We start from the raw sequence: 19,824 nt of genomic DNA, 5'->3' as shown, positions 1-19,824 counted from the left end.
CATACGGGGCATTTAGTAATCTTTTTAGGCGGATTGTTCATTTTGAGGGGGTTGCCTAGCCCTCTGCTTGAAACCCGACAATATCAATAAGCCAGCACCAATGACAAGCCACACATCGGCCAAATTAAAGGCCGGCCAGTGCCAATGATTGACATAAAAGTCGAGCCAGTCGACCACAGCACCCCGAACAATTCTGTCGACGAGATTACCCACCGCACCGCCCAAGATCAGGGAATAGGCAGTCGCCTCAATGAACCTTGGTTTTCGAACGATCAAAACTACCAGAAATACAGACGCGAAAGCTGCAATGCCGGCAAGAAATAACCTTTGCCAACCTGCCTGATCAGCCAAAAAACTGAACGCGGCACCGGGATTGAGCACATGAACCAAATTGAAATGCGCAGCAACTGGTATTGAGTTGTGTAAAGGCAACCAAATTTCAATCATTGCTTTGGATGCCTGATCCAACACTGCAAATAGCGTTGCAAAGGCAATCCAGTACCAAGGACGGAGGATCTTCATTTGAGCTGCAGGATGCGACGCGAACCATTTAAAACGATCACACCAATGATGGTGCCGATAACAAGGTCCGGGTAAGGAGAAGCAGTAAACATTACCAGGGCGCCGGCCGCTATAACGCCGAGATTAGCAATCACATCGTTCGCGGAAAATATATAACTCGCTTTCATATGAACGCCTTCTTCGCGTTTGCCTGATATCAGAAGCAAACAGCTCACGTTAGCAATCAAGGCTATGACGCCCATTCCGATCATCAGGATGGACTCTGGTTCACTACCATACACAAAGCGCCGAGCAACCTCAGTCAAGGCTCCGACGGCCAAGAGTAGCTGCAAACAGCCCGCGAGATGCGCGGCGCGAGACTTCATACTTGCCGCACGTCCCACAGCATAAAGTGCCAAACCATACACGGCAGCATCGGCGAACATGTCAAGAGAGTCGGCGATCAAGCCAGTCGATTGAGCGATTAGGCCCGTTGTCAACTCAATCACAAACATGAAAGCGTTAATACCGAGCAAAAGGCGCAAAGTACGCGCCTGGGCGGCATCATCAATCGCAGCAGTAGAGGCAGGCGAGGAAGTTGCCTGCTTAGACCCTCGTAAAATAGCTCCAAGCTTAAGCGATTCGAGCTTTTGCAACAACTCATTGGGCGAGCCATTGTGGGTTGCTTTAACGACCCGGTTGCTTAAATCGAACGACAGCGATTGCACACCGGGCACATTCTGGACGGCCATTCGAATCAGATTCTCTTCGGAGGCGCAATCCATCTTCGGTACGGAAAAGACACTCACCAGCAAGCCTGCCTCAGCATTTACGCTTACCGGTTGAGTATCCAGTAAAATTGCACCTAGGTTAAGTGGCTGCAGGCGTTCCAGCAAGCGATTAGCTTCTCCCTGATGCCGGGCCTTGAGTTCTCGTCGGGACAGATCGAAGTGCAGCGACTCGATATTATCAATACTACTTAATGCCATGCGAATCAGATTTTCTTCCGAAGGGCAATCCATCTTCGGTATAGAAAAGGTGCTCTCTTGATGATTGTTTTCAGTGGTCATGTGGCGACTTAAGAATTCAGGATGTAAGGATGCTAAACCCTATAGTTAGTGTAGAGTCAATGGAGGCGGGATGAAGATCGGAGATTTAGCAAAAGCCGTTGGTTGCCAGCCCGTAACGATCCGCTTTTATGAGCGAAAGGGCCTGTTGAGCAATGCAACAAGAACCGAATCAAACTACAGGGTCTATGGTTTGGAAGCTCTAGAGCGACTGGCTTTCATTCGCAACTGCCGGGCATTGGGGTTGACGTTGCAGGAAATCGCCCGACTCATCGCGATCCAAGACGATGCTGGCACGCCATGTCATGAAGTCAACGACTGCTTGGACAAGCACTTGGCTGACGCGCGCCTTCAAATGCAGAAACTGAAGTTGCTGGAAAAGGATCTCACTTGGCTGCGTAACCGATGCTTAAATCCCGGCGTTTCAGCCGAATGTGGCGTACTAAGCGAGCTGGCAGCAAAAAGTCAGATAGTAGCGCTTCGCACCCGGAGTTAGGTGGTATTTCAAATCGAGACAACAGGACAAACGCGGTCCATCGCTTGGCCCAAGTTCATTAAAAGCGAAACCACTCCAACAGCGCACTTGCAAACATTTTGCGTCAAACCTTCAAACTAGATTTGCGAATATGAGCCGACTGATCTTCATCATTGAATCCAACCTTGTTTGGTTTGTGATTGGAATTGCATTACTGGGGTTATTGGTCCCAGCATCGGGCCAGTTTCTGGAGCCCGCAATCGGACCAATGCTGGCACTTTTGATGTTTGTCATTAGTCTGACGTTTGATGCGAATGACGTGCGGTTAGTACTTCGCAAACCATCAAGGCAGATTTTGGCGCTGGGATTGGTCTACATACCCATGTCTATTGCTGGAATGTTAACGGGTCGCTTTTTCTTTGGAGTCGGTCCACTGGCTGCGGGTCAAACTTTGGTTGGTACGCTACCAACCGACGTTTCATCTCCTTTACTCGTGCTGATGGCGCGGGGCAATGTTGCCCTTGCAGCGGTTTTTAACGCCATTAATACCGTGTTATCTCCGTTCATCGTCCCTTTCCTGTTTTTATCACTGACAGGCATACAACTGGAAGTTCCTCTTGTATCGATTATTGTCGAACTGGTATTGATTGTCCTTATTCCCACCGTTTTGGGTGTGAGCTTGCGTACGAGATTCACGAAACTCATCTCAAGCTATGATTCAACTTACGCAGGGATTGGATCCGTCATTTATCTTCTGATTCTTCTGGCTGTCGTGGGACCGAACGCGGAAAAAATCATCGGTTATGGCTTGTACGCCTTTGTTATCGCTGGGGCAGCCTTATGTTTGAATCTCATTGGCTACGCAGTAGGAATGACAGCAAGATTACTAACTTCTGACCGGCAAGAAGTGATCGCATACCTTTTTACAGTAAGCAAAAAGGAATTCAGCATCGCTGCTGCATTTGTGGCGGCATCTGGTCTTCCATCGGAAATAGCGATTCCAGCCGCATTTTTTGCAGTCATTCAGATGATTACTTCTCCAATAGCTGCGAAAATTCTTAGTCGGCGCTCATAAATACCGGCGAGGATGCTCGCCGGTACCCAGATTCGGAGTAAAAATGTAAAGACGGTGGGAAAGGCTTGAACAAAATATCGTCAGATCATTGCCATCGCCTCACCCTTTACTTTTGCTTAAATCGAACTGTGGCTTTCTTCTTGTTGGCGAATTCCACAGTGGCCACAGCGGTGTAGGCAGAGCCCTTCAAGTCAACACCCTCACCCGACAAAAGCGCCCCCTGACCCGCCAGTGTTCTTTCCATTTTTTGACCGGCCACCAGAAACACCACTTTGGCCTTGGCTTTGCTCAAGTCCATCACCTTGCCGTGATCAACTGCATGCAATTGAACATTTTCCGGCTTCACCACCAATTCATACTCGATGTGGTTGGCTTCAACCACTACACCGCCATGTTTGGGCTCAAGTTTGTGCTCATCTTTTTCCTGTGCCACAGCAAAGCCTGAACTCAAGGCCAAAACAAGACCAAAAGTTGTTGTAAGCAATTTGATTGATTTCATCTTTATCTCCTTCCATTTAAAAAATTACAATGCTTGCGCGTCAGATTGTTCCATCAGCCTCTCGGCATCCTTGCGCCCAAAAACCCAAAACAATGCTGGCGTTAAAAAGGTATCCAGCAAGGTTGAACTGATCAGGCCAGCAAAAATTACAACTGCAACCGGGTGTAAAATTTCAGTACCAGGACGCTCTGCTTCAAACAACAATGGTGCCAAAGCAAATGCAGTGACCAGTGCCGTCATCAACACAGGGCTTAACCGCTCCATCGATCCGCGCACAATCATGGACTGGGTAAATTTCTCGTGTTCAAATCGCATCAGGTTGATGTAGTGGCTCACCTTCAAAATGCCGTTGCGGACCGAGATTCCTGCAAGCGTGATGAAACCAATCAACGCGGCCACTGACAAAGGTTGCCCGGATAACCACAAGCCAAGAACCGCACCCACCATGGCCAGCGGAATATTGCCCATGATGATGACCGACAAGCGCACCGACTGATAACGGCTGTAGAGCACCGCAAACATGAGGACCAGGGAAATAATGGACAAGAAACCCACCAATCTCGTGGCTTCTTCCTGAGCTTCAAACTGTCCGCCCAAGGTGATGAAATAACCCTCCGGCAAATCAGTGTTCGCAACTGTGGCGCGAATATCCTCAACCACATCGGAAAGTGCACGGCCTTGCGCATTGGCTGAGATCACAATTCGGCGTTTGCCATCATCACGACTAATCTGATTGGGCCCGTCACTGTCTTCAATGTCAGCCAACACAGACAACGGCACTGCACCCAAGGGTGTTGGTATCAGAAGAGTCTTAAGTTGCTCCAAACTACGGTCTTTCTCTGCCAGTTTCAAAACCAGGGCAAAACGACGATTGCCTTCAACCACCTGGGTAATTTTCTCGCCCTCAATCAAAGCCTGTAGAGAATGCAAAACTTCCGATGAAGACACACCATACCGGGATGCGGCATCGTAGTTGATCCGCACCTTGATCTCTGGTGCGAGTACCTGCTTCTCGACTTCCAGATCAACCAGCCCATCAATTGTTGATAGCTCTGCGCGCAGAGTTTCTGCCGTGCCCCGCAAGGTATCCAAGTCTTCCCCGAACACTTTGATCGCGATTTGCGAACGTACACCTGAGAGCATGTGGTCAATTCGATGGGAGATTGGCTGCCCCACGGCGATAGCCGCCGGCAAGTTCTGGAGTCGTTCGCGTATTTCAGCTTGTAACTCCGCCATGGGTCGTGTCATGTCACCGGCAGGAATCAAACCCAGATCCAGTTCGGACACATGCACACCTTCAGCGTGTTCATCCAGTTCTGCACGACCACTGCGCCGCCCAATATGCGTAATTTCTGGAATGTCTTTGAGCAACACTTCCGCTTGAGAGGCCAATTTCGAGGACTCTTCCAAGGTGACACCAGGATTCAGCCTCATGCCGATCAGCAAGGTGCCCTCGTTGAAGGGCGGAAGGAATGTTTTTGCAAAAAAGGGTACAGATGCGCCTGCAAGGATTACTGCAATCACACCAGCCCAAATCGCCGCTTTGGGGTTATTAAGTACCCGAGACAGGCTGCGGTGATATTTGGATTTCAACCAAGCCAACACGCGAGTATCGCCGTGGTCAAGATCCTTGATGCCAGGCAACAGGTAATACGACAACACGGGTGTCACTGTGACCGAAACTACCAGCGATGCAAGGGTAGACACGATAAATGCGATACCCAGCGGAACAAACAACTTGCCTTCAATACCGGGCAATGCGAACAGTGGAATGAACACCAGCACAATAATGACGGTGGCGTACACAATGCCGGTTCGTACTTCCAGAGATGCTTTGCGCACAAGGCCCACCAGGTCGAAAGCAACACCAGGGTGTTTGGCCCTTTGCTCCTTCAGGCGGCGAAGAATATTTTCTACGTCTACCACGGCATCATCGACCAAACCACCAATGGCAATGGCCAACCCGCCCAGCGTCATGGTGTTGATTGACAGTCCGAAATACTCAAACACCAAGGCGGTGATGAAAATAGACACGGGGATTGCAACCAGTGCGATCATGGTCGGGCGAATCGTACCTAAAAAGAAAAATAGCACTGCAGCCACAAATATCGAAGCGCCAATCAGCTTTCCTTGCAAGGTGGAAATTGAGGCTTCGATGAAACTGGCCTGCCTGAAAGTCACACGCGGTGTTTCCATCCCTTCTGGCAAGCTGCTGCCCATGGAAACCAAGGCTTCTTCAATTCTCTTGGTTAAGGCAATGGTGTCGGCGCTTGGCTGCTTCTGTACACCCAAAATAACAGCGGGTTTGCCTTCAAACCCGGCATCACCCCGTTTAACAGCAGCCGCAAAATCAACCCTGGCAACTTGCTTGAGCAGCACTGGCACACCGTCTTTTGAACCCACAGCCACCTTGCTGAGGTCTTCCAAAGACGATGTTCTTCCAAGATTACGAATCAGGTACTCACGCCCATTGAGTGCCAAAAATCCACCCGATGTATTGGATGCAAAACCGCTTAAGGCCTGCTGCAAGTCCTCAATCGTAATGCCCAAATTAACCATCCGCTGTAAATCTGGTTGAACCTGAAACTGGCGGACTTCGCCACCAATCGGAATCACCTGGGCCACGCCTTGAATCGATAACAATCGGGGTCGAAGCACCCAATCGGCATACTCGCGCACTTGCATGGGTGTAGTCTTGCTCGAATCAATCGGTATGGCGATTTGCATGATTTCGCCCATGATCGAACTAACCGGCCCCATCACCGGCGCCACGCCAGAGGGAATGGATTCTTCCAGGCTGGAAAGCCGCTCAGACACCATTTGACGTGCCCGATAAATCTCAGTATCCCAATTAAAAGTCACGTAAATGAACGAGAGTCCGGCACTGGATACCGAGCGAATGACCTCTACACCCGGAAGGCCGTTCAAAGCTGTTTCCAAAGGAAACGTAATTAACTGTTCGACTTCCTCCGAGGCCATACCACCGGCTTCGGTAATGACGGTCACCGTTGGTTTATTCAAATCAGGAAATACATCAACCGGTGTTTGGGTCAGCGTATAGGCCCCATACACGGTCAAAATGAGCGCGCCGAGCAGTACCAGCAGCCGGTTTTTCAGGCTGCCATCCAATAGCATTTGAAACATAGCGACGCTCCCTTATCGAACCTGGTTGATCAAGGTCGAGCCCTGAACAACCACGCGTTCATCACCGGTCAGGCCACTTCGTACCAACACTTCGACGCCGTTCAGCGGCTCAGTCAACACGACCTTGGGCTCGAATAATTCAGGCTCTTTTTTGATCCAGACTATGGTTTGGTTAGAGGCATTTTTAACCACCGCAGCACTGGGTATGGCAATACCGTCTATTTGATCTAGCAGTTCTCCATACACCTTCAAAAGCTGCCCAGTCGGAAAGCGCAAGCCTTCGACGTTGCGGGCTTCAAACACCAAAGAAAGCGACTGATTTTTAACGCTGCTGGCTGCACCTACGTAATTTAGTTTTAAAGTTTTCTCACCTGCAGGAATCTGAGCGGAGGAAAACTGGGGAACCGCGTTAGGCTCAAACCAAGTGGCTTCAATACGAACCACTTTGGGGTTCACGATTTCAAACAGCACGTCACCTTCAGAAAACACCTTGCCAGCAATTGCTGCCGTCGAAGCCACAACGCCGTTTGACAAAGAACGAAGCTCTTCGCGCGAGCCAATACCGCCAGATAACGCAGACACTTGCTCACCAAGGCTTTGTACCTGCGCTTGGGTGGCCTGAATTTCTTTCTTGGGTACGGTGTCGGCCAGTAGGGTCAACCTTTCCAAGCGTTGTTTGGCCAACGCCAGTTCAGATTTCAACTGCGACAATTGAGCCATTTGAGCTGACTTTTCCAAGGGGGCTTGGGGGGTCTGGATGAATCCCAAAACTTGCCCTTTTTTTACTGGCTCTCCCAGTTGCGGAACACCCGTACTCGAAGGCACAAAAAAGCCCCCTAGGCTGGTTTGTACTACACCGCCCGATTGGGGATCCAGTGCAACTTGACCGTTCATTTCAATTACTTTGGCCTGAGGTTTTACTTGAACGACTTGTGTTCGCAAGTCCAACTGCCGCTGAGCAGGTTTTGGCAGGAACACCTCGCCTGTAGCGAGTCGCTTAGGACCGTCCCCAGTGCTTGCTACGGGTGCTTCGTCGCCGTGATCGTGCCCAGGGCCCGCGTACACAGAAAGCGGCGCTGACAAGCTGAATGCCAATACAGAGAGAACAAACTGTTTTTTCAACATGATTATTTCTCTCCCTTTGATTTAAGACGAAGATATCCGACCACGAACAAGGCGAGAATCAACAATCCACCAATCCCGTACAAGACTATTATCGAGAGACGTGACTGCACTTCTTCAACACTATCGAGATCGTCGTGGTGACCAACAATCAGATCCCCAGCCAAAAGATCGATATCCTCGCCTGCAGACACAGTCATGCTCACAGCCACAGTCCCTTCCTCGATTCCCTCGGGTAACTGCGCATCAAACTCGCCTTCACTGTGCAATTCAACGGGCACCTGTTGACCGTTCAGTTCCAGTTCCAACTTGGCGTTTTGCACCGGTGCATTGGTGGCTGCATGGTCGATGTAAATTTCAAGCATGCGACCTTTCAAAATGCCGACCGCCTCGAACAATTCTGATTCCATGACCACGCGAGGCGACGCTTCACCAGCAGCAACAGGTGCTTCATCACCGTGGTCGTGACCCGGACCTGCGTACGCTATCGCAGAGAAGAGAATCGAGCTGGCTAGCACTGCGGCTGACAACATATAGGTTAAAAATTTGATTTTTTGCATGACGTTGATCTCAATATTGTTCATGGTAGAAGCCCCAAGGCCTGTTTGTAGGCAGAAACTTTTGCGGCATATTCGATGGCAGATTTCCGGGCCAGCTTATCGGCCTCAAAGGCCTTCTGTTCGGCAAGAAGCAAGGTGGGCAAATCGGTTTCACCTAGATCAAATGACTTTTTGTAGAGTTCAAAGGTTTTCGCCGCCAACTTGGCCTGCTCTTGAGCAGAGGCCCTGAGTTGAGCAAACATATCCAAATTACTTTCAGCAACGCGACCAAGAACAACTATCTGTCGCTGGGTTTTTGTTAATGCGGCTTGAGCAGCAATGCTTTCACTTTCTGCCTGCAATACCCGGCTTTGATATTCCGACGAGTTGCCCAAAGGAATTCGCGTTGAAATCACCAACGACTTTTCGCTCGCCGAGGTGAATGCACCACGATCGCTGATGATGGCCAAACCCACCTCAGGATTCGCCCGCGCTTGGGTTTGCACCAAATCGCTTTGTTGTTGCTGGGCCATCACCTTAAGCTGTGCCAACTTGATAGCGGGGTGATCAAGCGGTTTCAAACCATTGGGAATGTCGGTGCTCTCGGTTTGAATCCGTGAAAGTATTGAAACAGGCAAACCGATGGTGGCTGAATAATCAGCACTGACGTCACCCAGAATGCCTTGAGCGCGAAGAAGTTCAGCACGGGATTGCTCATACAATGCGGATGCTTGATAAAAATCGGTTTGGGCCAAGTCACCGGCCTTAACCCGCTTTTCAACATCGACCATCAATTCTTTGGCTGTTTTCAGTCGCGCTTGGGCAATCTCAACATCAAGATTCGCCCCCAAGGTATTCCAAACTGTTTGCCGAACGAGGCCTGCAAGCTCCAGTTTCTTTTGTTCAAGCTGCAGCTGGACCAACTCAATTTCTGTGTCTCGCAATGATTGGGTACGCGCCCTCTCGTTCCAATTCCAGATGGGTGCGGACACACCTAGCTCGATTTCTCGCAAGCCTTGGTTGTTGTAGTTCCGGTCAGATCGATACGATCCTTCCAGAGAAAGTGGTTGGGCAGTCAAGGCGCTGGCCGCACTCCTTCTCGCTTTGAATGCTTCAATGCGCTTCAGTGCCGACTGCACTTCTGGATCGATGCTCAATGCTGATTCAAAGGCGTCTTGAACAGTTAATTCGGTTTCCACTGGCATGGATTGTTGTGCAAACGCAGGTATAGATGCGTTAAACAGCAATATGACCAAGCAAGTGGACACCACGCGATGTGGTGAATACATGGGTAATTTCTCCAAACAAAACAGATGAACTGCCCTTTTCGGTCTGCACAAGCAGGCATCAAAGGGTGGCTAATTCAGGTTTTGTTCAGACCCACTTCGGGCGTTCTATGCGGTTTGACGAGAAGGATTGAAAGCCGTTGAACTCTTCAGGTTCTTGGTCCAAGGCATTGGGAAGTGTGGCAAAAGTCAACAAACTGGGCAGTACGCTCACACTGTGGGCGTGGCAATGGTGGTGATCACCATCGCAGGTTTGGTCTTGCTGCTTGTTGTCCTGCTGTTGATACTGATGAGAGTCATGTGCAGCGTGGTGATCATGCCCATCGTGGGTATGAAGCACTGCCTCAATCGCAGATTCATGCTCTGCGCCGTGTCCGTTATAGGTTTCCACCGCTGCAAGCGCTGCTTGAAGCGGTAATACCAACATGAGAAGGACAAGGAAAAATTTTTTCATGAGCGTAAGAGTATCACACACTGGTTTGGTTCAATTCGCGCCATGCTTGCGCGATGATGGTTCTAGCCGCGGTAATACCCAGAGTAGCCATTAACACAGCAACCACCAAATCAGGCCATGCACTGCCGGTCCAGGCAACCAAGCCAGCAGCGGCGACCACAGCCACATTTCCAATCGCGTCATTGCGGCTACAAAGCCACACCGATTGCATGTTTGAGTCACCTTCACGCCATTTGTAAAGCATCAAAGCTACAGCCACATTGGCAACAAGCGCCAACACCGCTATCACTCCCATCGTCAAAGGTTCAGGAACTTGCCCAGTCCAAAGGCGATAAGCAGTGAAAGCCAAAACGCCTACCCCGAAAATTCCGAGTGTGGCACCTTTAACAAGGGCCGCCTTGGCACGAATCGAAAGTGCCATGCCCAACACAAAAAGGGAAACGGCGTAATTCGCGGCATCACCAAAAAAATCAAGCGAATCGGCCAACAGGGAGACCGAACCCGCTTTCAATCCTGAAGCCACCTCAACGATGAACATGCCCAAATTGACAATCAGAGCAACCCACAACACTTTTTTGTAGGTTGGTGAAACTGTTTGGGCAGGCTGATGGTCGTGACATGTTGAACAACCAGGCATCTTGATCTCCTCGTGAAATTGCAATATGTTCATTAAAAACCCTAAAGTAGCTTTAGAGTCAAGCTCGAGGAGGAATTGATGAAAATCGGTGAATTAAGCGAGAAGTTGGGAATAACGGTGGAGGCAATACGCTATTACGAGAAGGAAGGCCTGCTTTGTGCACCAGACCGAACCGCCTCCAACTACCGGGTTTACGGCGAGCATCATCTCGAAGATCTAGCATTTGTGGTGTTTTGTCGCGGTATCGACATTTCATTGGATGAAATACGCTCTTTACTGAAACTCAAACATTCACCCCGTGAGTCATGCGAGCCAATTAACGAGGCTATTGACGACAAATTGATTGAGATCGACAAAAGGATCAGCAGACTTCAAGCACTTCGGAGCGAATTGCAACGTTTGCGTGCCAAATGCTTGGGTCACAACACAATAGCCCAATGCGAAATCATAAAAACATCGTTAATAATTTAGTTAGGTATCGAACGTTCAATTAAAGAAGTGCAGATAAACGCACTAGTCGCTTTTTACTAGGCTCAACGCCACGTGAGAACAAAAATCGACCACTGTCTGTCTCTGCGTACAAAGCTGGAAACAAATTTAATATCAACCTTGTCTTACCATTCAAGATGGTCATTAGCATCAATCTAGCTTGCGTTGGCTGATGGCTTCGTCATTGTCACCTAATCCAGTAGGTCTATAAATTCGCGGCAAACTTTACACAAATCGACGCAGTATAGGTAACCCTTTAGGCCTGAATGATGGAATTAATCTTCACCCACCAATGCGTCAATAATGGGGCAACTGGTCGAGTCGTCTGCTGCATTGCACCGAGCCACAAGCTGCAACAATGTATCTTGCATTTTAGTCAGGTCGCGGATTCTCTCGCTAACAGATTTCAGCTTGCTTTCGGCCAGATCTTGGGTTTCGCGGCAGGAACTAGCGTTGCTCAAAACCAGCAGTTCAGACACCTCTGCCAAAGTAAAACCCAATAACTGGGCGCGTTTGATAAAGCTGATCCGCTTAACGTCGCCGACACCATATTTACGAATACCGTGCAGGGGCTTGGCAGGCTGTGCCAACATGCCCACGCGTTGGTAGTAGCGAACCGTTTCAACATTCACGCCTGCTGCCTGGGCCAACCCGCCAATGCTCAATATGTGTTTCTTAATCATGCCTATTGACTCCGTACTTGGGTACGGCTTTCACAATACCATTTTCACACTGCATTCAGAGTAATCAACATGAAACCACTTCAAAATACCGGCACCCTGATCGCAAGCGCACTGGCGGCATTCGGGGCTTCCATTTGTTGCCTTGGCCCGCTTTTGCTGCTGGCTGCAGGCGTGGGGGGCAGTTCGTTGCTGGGCATGGTCACCGCCCTGGAACCCTATCGACCCGTTTTTATCGCCATCACGCTCGGTTTGCTGGCGCTGGCTTATTACAAAATGTTCTGGCGCAAAGCGGATTGCGAAAGCTGCAGCCGTGGCCAGAAAATGGTTTTCTGGGGCATCGCAGTGCTTTCACTGCTCATGCTGGCCGTGCCATGGTTCATGTAAAAATAAGGGGAAGGTGCCATGACTGACGTTGTACTTGAATCGATTTTGACCTGCCCAAGCTGTGGCGTAAGCACGCCGTGTATTATGCCCACAAACGCGTGCCAGTTTTTTTTCCAGTGTGGGCACTGCAGCACGCTACTCAAGCCCAAGCTGGGCGATTGCTGTGTATTTTGTTCGTATGGGTCGATGAAATGCCCGCCTATTCAGAAAGGCAATTCGTGTTACTAGACCACGAATCCCTGGTGACAGGACAAAACTGAGAATGCGCGAAATGATGTCGATAAACCTGAGCCATTTTTATTCCTTAATTTAGAATGAAGTTACCCATGTTTTTTAACACTTGTTGTTCTCCGAAAAGGCCAAGCAATTTGTTTCAAGTATGTGGTTGGCATTTTTTCACGCATGCCAACCTCCCCTTTTTTTACTCCGTTGACTGTGTGGTGAAAAGTTCTGAAAAGTTGATCCCAAATCATCCAAAACTCGCCAAAGTTGACTTGAGAATCCTCGTACTCTTTCTTGTGATGCCAGCGGTGGATTTCGGCTACACCGAGAATATTTCTTAATGGGCCAACTGTGTAGTCTAAGTTTGAGTGTTGGAACGCCAAATGGACTGCAATTATCGTGTACCAACATCCAACCACCTCCGCAGGAGCTCCTAAAAAAATTGCTAAGAGTGTTCCCGGGCCAGCCAAAAGCAAAGCGCTCAGAGGGTGGCGGCGCTCACCATTAAGCCAGTACAGGCGTTCGGCGCTGTGATGCAGTGCATGGAGTTTCCACAAATAATCATTTTTGTGGCTCAACCAATGCATCAACCACAGTCCAAAATCAATGATGAGACCGGCTACGAATACCTGAGCCCATAGTGGCAAAGTGTTTGGCCAAACTTTTGAGAAAGGAACAAGTACACGAATAATCTCTGCTATTTCAACGCTTGCAAAAATAAACCCCAAGCTAAATGTTGCGTGAAGAATATCAGGAAGGGTATCTTCATGGTCTAGGTTCCAAGATGGTTCGTACGGCAAGACCCTTTCCAAGATGGCCACTGCGCTAATGCCTGCACCAGCAACCAAGATGGCATACGGCCAATGAGAAATACCTGCTTCAATTAATAAGAGCTGAGCAAAGGCGGTGATACCGAAAATAATCGGATATGAGCCCAAGCGAACTAAATCATTCATGACGGATTCCCCAAGATTTGTTGATGAACGCCAATACTCAACGAATCTGTTCCCTTTGTATTGAATGAAAGAGCTACCGATTTTTATGGCTTGTTATTGCCGTTTGGGCGCTCATGTAGGTAATGCCAAACGCATGTGCAAACGCCCGGCTCATGTGAGCCTGATCACTAAATCCTCCAGCGAGGGCTGCGTCGATTGGAGACTCTCCCGCTAGCATCGCGTTAATCGCCAAACGGAGTTTTAGCCATTTTTTGTAACTCCTAACCGGAATTCCGAGTTGTTCCACGAACCAATGTGAGAATCTGGAAGGCGACATACCCGCGATCTCTGCCAAAGAGAAGCGGTTTGTGTAATCTTCCTCATTCAAAGCAGAGTGTATGCGGGAAAGTACAGAATATATTCTTGAATCCATTGTTCGACTTGGACGCAAGACAGTCAGTATCGCTTCTAGAGGGTTTTTTGCATTGACCAACGTCTTAAGGCAACTTGTGAGCTCTAAAGCCCCCCAACTGTCATTTAGACCTGAGCTTGGGTCAACCAAATGGTCGAACAATCGAGATGCTGGGTCAAAGTAAAACGAGCAAACCTTTCCGGTCACAAGGCGATGTTCGACGTTGGGTCTGAAATACGCAGCTTGAACAGGTAAACAGTCTAAACCTGGTATCTCCAGATAAAAAGTACCCTCTAATGCGATGGTGATTTGGGCTGCCCAGTGCCGATGCATTGTGTTGTCTCCGACACTGCCTCGGAATACACCGATGCCATCTGCAATCGACAAGTCACCCATCCAGTTCGTTTTTTCACTCACGTGAAACTTTACCCAAAAGACAACCGGGCCGATGCGGCCCGGTCTAACTAACGCTTTACGCGCAAAGTGGGCATGCTGCCAAGGCTACCCCTACAAGACCAAACACACCAACCGCGGCTGCGAACATTTTAACTTTCATCACAAAATCTCCTTTAACAAGACAAGGGAACACTCCCATACAGATCGTGGACCTTCCATCCACTGGAAGGTCAAGCGCTATTTTTTGGCATCGTTTCTGATGGGAATAATGTAGTCAGCAATTAGAAACTCACCTTCTGGTTCATTCGGGTTTTGTGCAAGTTCATGCGCGATTGCAGCATTATTCGCCTGAATGTCCGTCAACTTTTGTTCTAGCGCCTCAAGGTGAATCTTCACTTGTTGGACTTCAACTAATTTTAACGCGATTAATTCGTCTACTTTCGCTCTGGAGCCACAACCGCAGGCTGGTCCCTGATCGTAATAATCCAGCACTGACTGAATTTCTTTGATCGAGAAGTCAAGTTCGCGTGCCTTTTTGACAAAATCAAGTCTGGACAAGTCCTCTTGCCCGAAAACGCGGTTTTTACCGGAGGTAAACCAAGACTCAGAAGTAGCCCTTTTCGGTGCAATCAAGCCCTGGTCCTCGTAGAATCTAATAGTTTTAGGACTCAAACCGAGTTGCTTAGCTACTTCGCTAATTTTCATATACTAGAACCTCGAGATTCGACAGTCAATCAACTAAGTGAATGATGCACTAGATGAATGTCACATTTCAATCGATTTGGATATTAAACAAACGGTATTGATTCTGAACTTTTTGAAGTGATAGCAACGCCCGACTTCTTGGTGGAAAGTGATCCGGTTTTTCTCCACATTCAATTCTATTAAGCCACACCCTAGCGTCATGAATGTAAGACTTTACAAGTTCATCGCACATAGAATCTAAGGCAAGCATCTGTTCTGAAGAAAAGTTGGGTATAGCAAATTCTTGAAATTTTACCCTGTTAAAACTAAAAAGAGTATCGATTTTATTTTCAGAAATATTACTTTTTACTGGAATGAATGAGGCGGATTTTACCAAATCCTCATTCATTAAATGAAAATTATTAAAATATTGCAAGCGCCTGCTACGAATGCTGGTGTAAAGAGGAGGAAGCCACAACTCAGTAAGCCAATCTATTAATAGATCATGAATCAGCACGCCACAATATAGGCCCTTGCTATCAGAAGATGTCCATATTCCATCATTTTCATGTAAATACCAGAATTTTTCAGTTTTATTTATTAAGGCTAATTTTAATTCGTCGAAGAAACTAAGTAAAGATTGAATAAATGACGCTTCTTTTTTTCGATGAAGGTAACAGAAAGATGAATAAACCACAGGAAGAGCAACAAACTGGAAATAAGTGAAGTTTTCAAAAAATGAAAAACCAGAATTGTTAGAAATTGAGAGTGAATTTATTTTTCTGATCGCGTTAGTTGGAATCGTAAACTCACGAAGAGACTCTGGGAGTGATAATTCTTTTACTAAAACGAAATGTGCGCATTGTTCGGGAATAGCACAATCCATATTTTTGAATGTATGAAGATGTTTGCCTAATTTTTTATCGCAAATTTCTTTCAAAGAAAAATTCCATTTGTCTAGGTCGTTAAGGACAGTGGAGAACTGACTTGGTACATTATGCTTTTTCGTTGGTGGTGTAGGGAAATCTGGGCAAAAAATGCGAATAAAGTTTATGTGGCATTTGACACTTCTTTCTTTTAACCGAATGACTCGATGATTACAAGAGAAAATTTCAAACTTTACGTTGTGAAATAGGCATCGATCTAAGTACTTCAATGACGCATGTTCTGGCAGTTTGTAACTTTTAATGCATTCTGGACAATAACGAATAATTTTTTCTTGATGACGTGTATTCACGTAGTAGTCTTGTATTAAAGGAATTCCAAGAATATTTAAATCGCCAGAACTTTTTGTAATTAAATTATTTTGTATGTAAGCCTGGTTACTAAAGATTGAGAAAAGATACTTTAAAGAACGATGCTCAGATAAATTTAGGTTAAAAATATCAATGGAAAAGTATTGATTAAAAAATTCATTGACTTGTTCAATTTTTAACTTATTGAGTAATGCAAATTTCGCTAGCAAAAAATATGTATTGTCATTGGCATCGTACAGCTCGGATCTCCAGTTGAATAATTGATACTTATTTTGATGTTCTTTTTCAGAATTCAACTCAATCAATCTGTGGAAGTTGTCCATATCTGTGACGTAAGGTTTTGTTGAACAAGTATATTTGAAATATATTGTGAATTCAGGTTCGACTCCAGATGATCAAATGACTTATTGCCCATATCTTTTAATATTCTCTCAATTAAATTTGCGATTTGATTCATGGGAATTTCAATCTGATCCGATTTTGGTTTAAACGATTTGAATGCTAAATTGTACTTTTCAATCAGTTCATTCCAAATTAAGAATGCCAAGCTTGTTAAACGAAAGCCATCATCAAAAGCGTTTGATAAAAAATACTTTGTATAACTTACACCGCTATTTTCTGGCCACTCGGAATCCTCATCGTATCCTTCTAGAATGTATTCCAGTTCAATTAATGATCTAATTCCGTGAAATCGAGCATGGTGCATTAGAAATCTTGTTACGATATGTGCATCACCCGTTCTTGCAAAAAAATTGGGTTGGAATGAAATTTGATGTGAGCCTACTGAAATGATACTTAACCTATACCCTTCTAGATCGAGCTCATTTTGTAAGCTCAATAGCCAATGCCATTCATTTAGTAAAACCAATTGAGCCTCATCAATCAGTATTACGATGTAGTTGTATTTGACTCTGTTGGCTAGTGTAATAAGATGTTGTTTGAATAGGAATTTTGCCTCCATTTTTGCTTTTGGTTTGATTGGATTTTTGAACTCAAATCTTGAGGCCATTAGAAGAAGATTCCAAAATTCTCTCTCGGATTTGCTATTGGTTGGATGTGACCAAATCATCAAAGGGAATTCAGTATCGAACTTTTCATTGAGTATCTTAGCCAAGAAGGATTTTATGCCTTTCGATTTTCCGAATCGAGAAGGTCCATAAATGTAGCCACCAGTCTGACGTTGCTCAATCCATCTGGTGATTGTTTCGCACATTTCATGAATAGGAGGGGTATAAATCGCATATTCTTGTGTGCAAACCGGATGATCACGTGAAATCTCAGTCATCGTCGTCTCTATTTATTTTCAGCTTTTCGTCGTGGTGGAAGTGATGCAGAGTTTTGGGTATGCGCTGCTGCTTCGAAGGTGCGTGGGGTAGTTTTCCGCTTATTCTTGCTGTCAGTATTGTTTTTGGTTGTAGAGCGAGACTTGACTTTATCTTCAGTGTTGTAGGTAATCCGCTTTTCCGTGCTCTTATTGGTTTCATTTGAAGCTATATCAGACTTTGTGGGCTCGTTGTCAGTGGTCTGATGAATTGTGTCGTTGGATTGAACCAGAAAATTTCGAGCTGTTAGATAGGCTGGATGGGGAGGAAACTTACCCCCAGACGATTCAATCTCGGCTATGTAAGATTCCACCGCATCCTGCTGGTTCTGCAAAGAGAATTTGCCTTGACGAATTAATCCACAAATTAATCTCCGTGTCTCGAAGTTATGAGGAACGCGATTCCATGGAGGTGATACGCGTAAATTGTCGATGTGTTCACCAGTCAGTGAAGACGCTTTGATGACCCTGGAGTCTGAATCAGAATCCGCTGTAATCCAGATCTTTTTCCCCGCCAAATCGTGTCTTTGACCCAAGATGGGACTTGTGTAGACACCATTCTCAAAATTAACGTATGGCCTCTTTCCAGCGTCTAGACCACCTTTGACCATGCACAGCTTTCTGTAACTGAAGAAAGTGTTAAGGTGTTGCGGATCAATCACTCTGGGTTGGAAGGTCTTGCTAAGAACCAGATATTGGAGGTACTGAAGAGGTGATCGACCACTAAGTCTTGAGTGGATTCTCGCGTTGTAATTAGCAATGATGATGTCGAGGAGTTCTTCTGCATACTCGTATTGGAACTCTGAGGCTACCGCGACTCCGATTGGGTCTCTGCCTTTCGTTGCTCCAGGGTAATTGCCCGTGGTGTTGGAGATTTTCTGAAATCCTAATATTCCGAGTTTGTTAAAAAAGCTTTCGATGAAAGGTCGGTCGTCTTTTGTTCGTCTTATCGCATACGAATTCTCGGGAGTAAGAAGAATCGACCCAACCGAATTTTTTAGTACTTCTGTAACCACCTTTGCTTTTTCGGCCAGTGCACCATCAATTGAGGTTTCGTCCCAGCATATGCCCGTAAATTGCTCCCCTAAAACACAGGGAAACCCTGCACCATCGATATAAAAGTCTTTATCGGTATGGTGCAGTTTTTTCTTCGCCCAGGGCGAAAGGGACTTCTTGATCACCCGAAGCACGTCTTCTTTAGAAATCTCTTTTCGAAGACTCATGTGATATCCGAGCACCAATCGAGTCACCACCTCAATGATCACAATCACCCATATCCTGTGGATCAGGACGTTCTGGTAGCCACCCTCCAGTAAAGGAATTGCAACGGTGAAGCGCCCATCAATTTTGTGGGCGTCCATTTCTACACGTTGAAACGGGCGGTGAACTGGTCGATCAACACCATCTCCCGCTTGCATTTTTCTCTGAAGTTCATTTCCACCGTGTATCAGGATTGCTTTGCCAGGGTTTTCGTGGAGCACCTTATCAATGTATTTAATAATTGTGTGATATCCATTCGTTTTAGTATTAAAAGGCCACTCCCCTTTGATTTCAAGACCTTTCTCTCTAAGACTTTGGAGAAACCAGAGCCAAATCGATCGTTTCGAAGTTGACAACATTCCAAGCTTTTTTCGAGTATTGGGGACTTTAAGAATTTTTTTGTGTAAAGCCTCTCTGACGTCCGGATAGGTGTCTAGTAGCGTTTGAAAAGCGCCAACAGCACCGTGTCCCCACTGATTAATAACGATGGGTGAACGTCTTTTGAATTGAACTATTCTGGTTCGTGGGATCAGTGCTCGCCAGCCGTAAATTTGGCCGTCAGGGTGATTGCAAATACACCGTTCAGTGATTAAGCGATAGATTTGAGGCTCTGAGATACCATATTCTTTTCGAATCGTAGCAACTTTACTGCCGCTTAAATAGGCCTTGATTGCCTCTTTTCTATTGAGGAATTTGGCTAGCTTATCTGGAGCTAGTGAAGCTTCATCAAAGCCTGGCCAAATTGTAAAGTCAGCCCAGATGGTGTCACTTAAACCTTTGATGTGACGCATCGATTCTGAGGCCATAATATAGACTTGGACAGAGTAATTTCTATTTACTTTACCTTTTTAATCTACAGTCTGTCTACTTTACAATTGTACTCTCACTGAAAGTTAGCTTACTTGTGAATTGAGTTTAAATAAATTGTTTATTATCAGCAACTTGAGGAAACAATCTTCTTTACAATTCTAATAGAACAGGCG

At 46.6% G+C, this 19,824-nt stretch carries 21 protein-coding genes; 5 read left to right on the top strand and 16 right to left on the bottom strand.

Annotated elements, in window-relative coordinates; genetic code table 11:
- Positions 1–24: 24 nt before the first annotated feature.
- Together lspA and FCS97_RS00100 are read right to left on the bottom strand one after the other, a co-directional pair.
- Positions 25–522 (bottom strand): signal peptidase II, encoded by a 498-nt coding sequence (gene lspA, locus FCS97_RS00105; protein ID WP_138515481.1) that lies wholly within the window; start codon positions 520–522, stop codon positions 25–27.
- Complete coding sequence (locus tag FCS97_RS00100; RefSeq protein ID WP_246065655.1) at positions 519–1,571, bottom strand: cation transporter; 1,053 nt, start codon at positions 1,569–1,571, stop codon at positions 519–521. The genes lspA and FCS97_RS00100 overlap by 4 nt, the downstream gene beginning before the upstream one ends.
- Positions 1,572–1,641: 70 nt before the next feature.
- On the opposite strand from FCS97_RS00100, the gene FCS97_RS00095 reads away from it, so the two are divergent.
- Positions 1,642–2,064: a MerR family transcriptional regulator gene (locus tag FCS97_RS00095; RefSeq protein WP_138515479.1), complete on the top strand. Its 423-nt coding sequence runs from the start codon at positions 1,642–1,644 to the stop codon at positions 2,062–2,064.
- 130 nt (positions 2,065–2,194) lie between these two features.
- On the top strand, positions 2,195–3,118 hold the full coding sequence (locus FCS97_RS00090; protein WP_138515477.1) for a bile acid:sodium symporter family protein: 924 nt from the start codon (positions 2,195–2,197) through the stop codon (positions 3,116–3,118).
- A gap of 106 nt (positions 3,119–3,224) precedes the next feature.
- On the opposite strand, the gene FCS97_RS00085 is transcribed toward FCS97_RS00090, so the two are convergent.
- The 7 genes from FCS97_RS00085 to FCS97_RS00055 form a co-directional block, all read right to left on the bottom strand.
- Positions 3,225–3,617 (bottom strand): hypothetical protein, encoded by a 393-nt coding sequence (locus FCS97_RS00085; protein WP_138515475.1) that lies wholly within the window; start codon positions 3,615–3,617, stop codon positions 3,225–3,227.
- A 24-nt stretch (positions 3,618–3,641) separates the two neighbouring features.
- Complete coding sequence (locus tag FCS97_RS00080; RefSeq protein ID WP_138515473.1) at positions 3,642–6,761, bottom strand: efflux RND transporter permease subunit; 3,120 nt, start codon at positions 6,759–6,761, stop codon at positions 3,642–3,644.
- Positions 6,762–6,773: 12 nt separating this feature from the next.
- Positions 6,774–7,886, bottom strand: a complete 1,113-nt coding sequence (locus FCS97_RS00075; RefSeq protein ID WP_138515471.1) for an efflux RND transporter periplasmic adaptor subunit — start codon at positions 7,884–7,886, stop codon at positions 6,774–6,776.
- Positions 7,887–7,888: 2 nt separating this feature from the next.
- On the bottom strand, positions 7,889–8,467 hold the full coding sequence (locus FCS97_RS00070; RefSeq protein ID WP_008249288.1) for a hypothetical protein: 579 nt from the start codon (positions 8,465–8,467) through the stop codon (positions 7,889–7,891).
- Positions 8,464–9,711, bottom strand: coding sequence for a TolC family protein (locus FCS97_RS00065; protein ID WP_083797114.1), 1,248 nt, complete (start codon positions 9,709–9,711; stop codon positions 8,464–8,466). The genes FCS97_RS00070 and FCS97_RS00065 overlap by 4 nt, the downstream gene beginning before the upstream one ends.
- An 85-nt stretch (positions 9,712–9,796) precedes the next feature.
- Positions 9,797–10,135 (bottom strand): hypothetical protein, encoded by a 339-nt coding sequence (locus FCS97_RS00060; protein ID WP_008249293.1) that lies wholly within the window; start codon positions 10,133–10,135, stop codon positions 9,797–9,799.
- A 40-nt stretch (positions 10,136–10,175) separates the two neighbouring features.
- The gene (locus tag FCS97_RS00055) at positions 10,176–10,832 is read right to left on the bottom strand and encodes a cation efflux transmembrane domain-containing protein (protein ID WP_008249295.1); all 657 of its coding nucleotides are present in this window, start codon (positions 10,830–10,832) and stop codon (positions 10,176–10,178) included.
- Between the two features lie 45 nt (positions 10,833–10,877).
- Between FCS97_RS00055 and FCS97_RS00050 the strand changes: the two genes are divergently transcribed.
- On the top strand, positions 10,878–11,270 hold the full coding sequence (locus FCS97_RS00050) for a MerR family transcriptional regulator (RefSeq protein WP_008249297.1): 393 nt from the start codon (positions 10,878–10,880) through the stop codon (positions 11,268–11,270).
- 293 nt (positions 11,271–11,563) lie between these two features.
- Here the strand turns inward: FCS97_RS00050 and merR are convergent, their stop codons facing one another.
- Positions 11,564–11,971 carry a mercury resistance transcriptional regulator MerR gene (merR, locus tag FCS97_RS00045; protein ID WP_138515468.1) on the bottom strand — a complete coding sequence of 136 codons (408 nt, stop codon included), beginning with the start codon at positions 11,969–11,971 and terminating at the stop codon, positions 11,564–11,566.
- Positions 11,972–12,040: 69 nt separating this feature from the next.
- On the opposite strand from merR, the gene FCS97_RS00040 reads away from it, so the two are divergent.
- Together FCS97_RS00040 and FCS97_RS16635 are read left to right on the top strand one after the other, a co-directional pair.
- The gene (locus FCS97_RS00040; RefSeq protein ID WP_138515466.1) at positions 12,041–12,355 is read left to right on the top strand and encodes a mercuric transporter MerT family protein; all 315 of its coding nucleotides are present in this window, start codon (positions 12,041–12,043) and stop codon (positions 12,353–12,355) included.
- An 18-nt stretch (positions 12,356–12,373) separates the two neighbouring features.
- The gene (locus FCS97_RS16635; protein WP_105029082.1) at positions 12,374–12,583 is read left to right on the top strand and encodes a GDCCVxC domain-containing (seleno)protein; all 210 of its coding nucleotides are present in this window, start codon (positions 12,374–12,376) and stop codon (positions 12,581–12,583) included.
- Between the two features lie 92 nt (positions 12,584–12,675).
- Here the strand turns inward: FCS97_RS16635 and FCS97_RS00030 are convergent, their stop codons facing one another.
- The 6 genes from FCS97_RS00030 to FCS97_RS00005 all read right to left on the bottom strand — a co-directional run bounded on the left by FCS97_RS00030 (position 12,676) and on the right by FCS97_RS00005 (position 19,632).
- A complete protein-coding gene (locus FCS97_RS00030) occupies positions 12,676–13,533 on the bottom strand; it encodes a sterol desaturase family protein (RefSeq protein WP_138515464.1) in 858 nt (285 codons plus the stop codon).
- Between the two features lie 73 nt (positions 13,534–13,606).
- The gene (locus tag FCS97_RS00025) at positions 13,607–14,341 is read right to left on the bottom strand and encodes an AraC family transcriptional regulator (RefSeq protein ID WP_138515462.1); all 735 of its coding nucleotides are present in this window, start codon (positions 14,339–14,341) and stop codon (positions 13,607–13,609) included.
- Between the two features lie 216 nt (positions 14,342–14,557).
- Positions 14,558–15,025, bottom strand: coding sequence for a MerR family transcriptional regulator (locus tag FCS97_RS00020; RefSeq protein ID WP_105029085.1), 468 nt, complete (start codon positions 15,023–15,025; stop codon positions 14,558–14,560).
- Between the two features lie 67 nt (positions 15,026–15,092).
- Entirely contained in the window at positions 15,093–16,583 is a 1,491-nt protein-coding gene (locus FCS97_RS00015; RefSeq protein WP_138515460.1) for a hypothetical protein, read from the bottom strand.
- Positions 16,562–17,545 (bottom strand): ATP-binding protein, encoded by a 984-nt coding sequence (locus FCS97_RS00010; RefSeq protein WP_138515458.1) that lies wholly within the window; start codon positions 17,543–17,545, stop codon positions 16,562–16,564. Before FCS97_RS00010 ends, FCS97_RS00015 begins: the two co-directional genes overlap by 22 nt.
- An 8-nt stretch (positions 17,546–17,553) precedes the next feature.
- Entirely contained in the window at positions 17,554–19,632 is a 2,079-nt protein-coding gene (locus FCS97_RS00005; protein ID WP_138515456.1) for a hypothetical protein, read from the bottom strand.
- Positions 19,633–19,824: the final 192 nt, after the last annotated feature.

Source organism: Limnobacter alexandrii, assembly GCF_005871185.1.
Lineage (GTDB): Bacteria > Pseudomonadota > Gammaproteobacteria > Burkholderiales > Burkholderiaceae_B > Limnobacter > Limnobacter alexandrii.
This window is presented reverse-complemented; position numbering and strand designations above follow the sequence as displayed.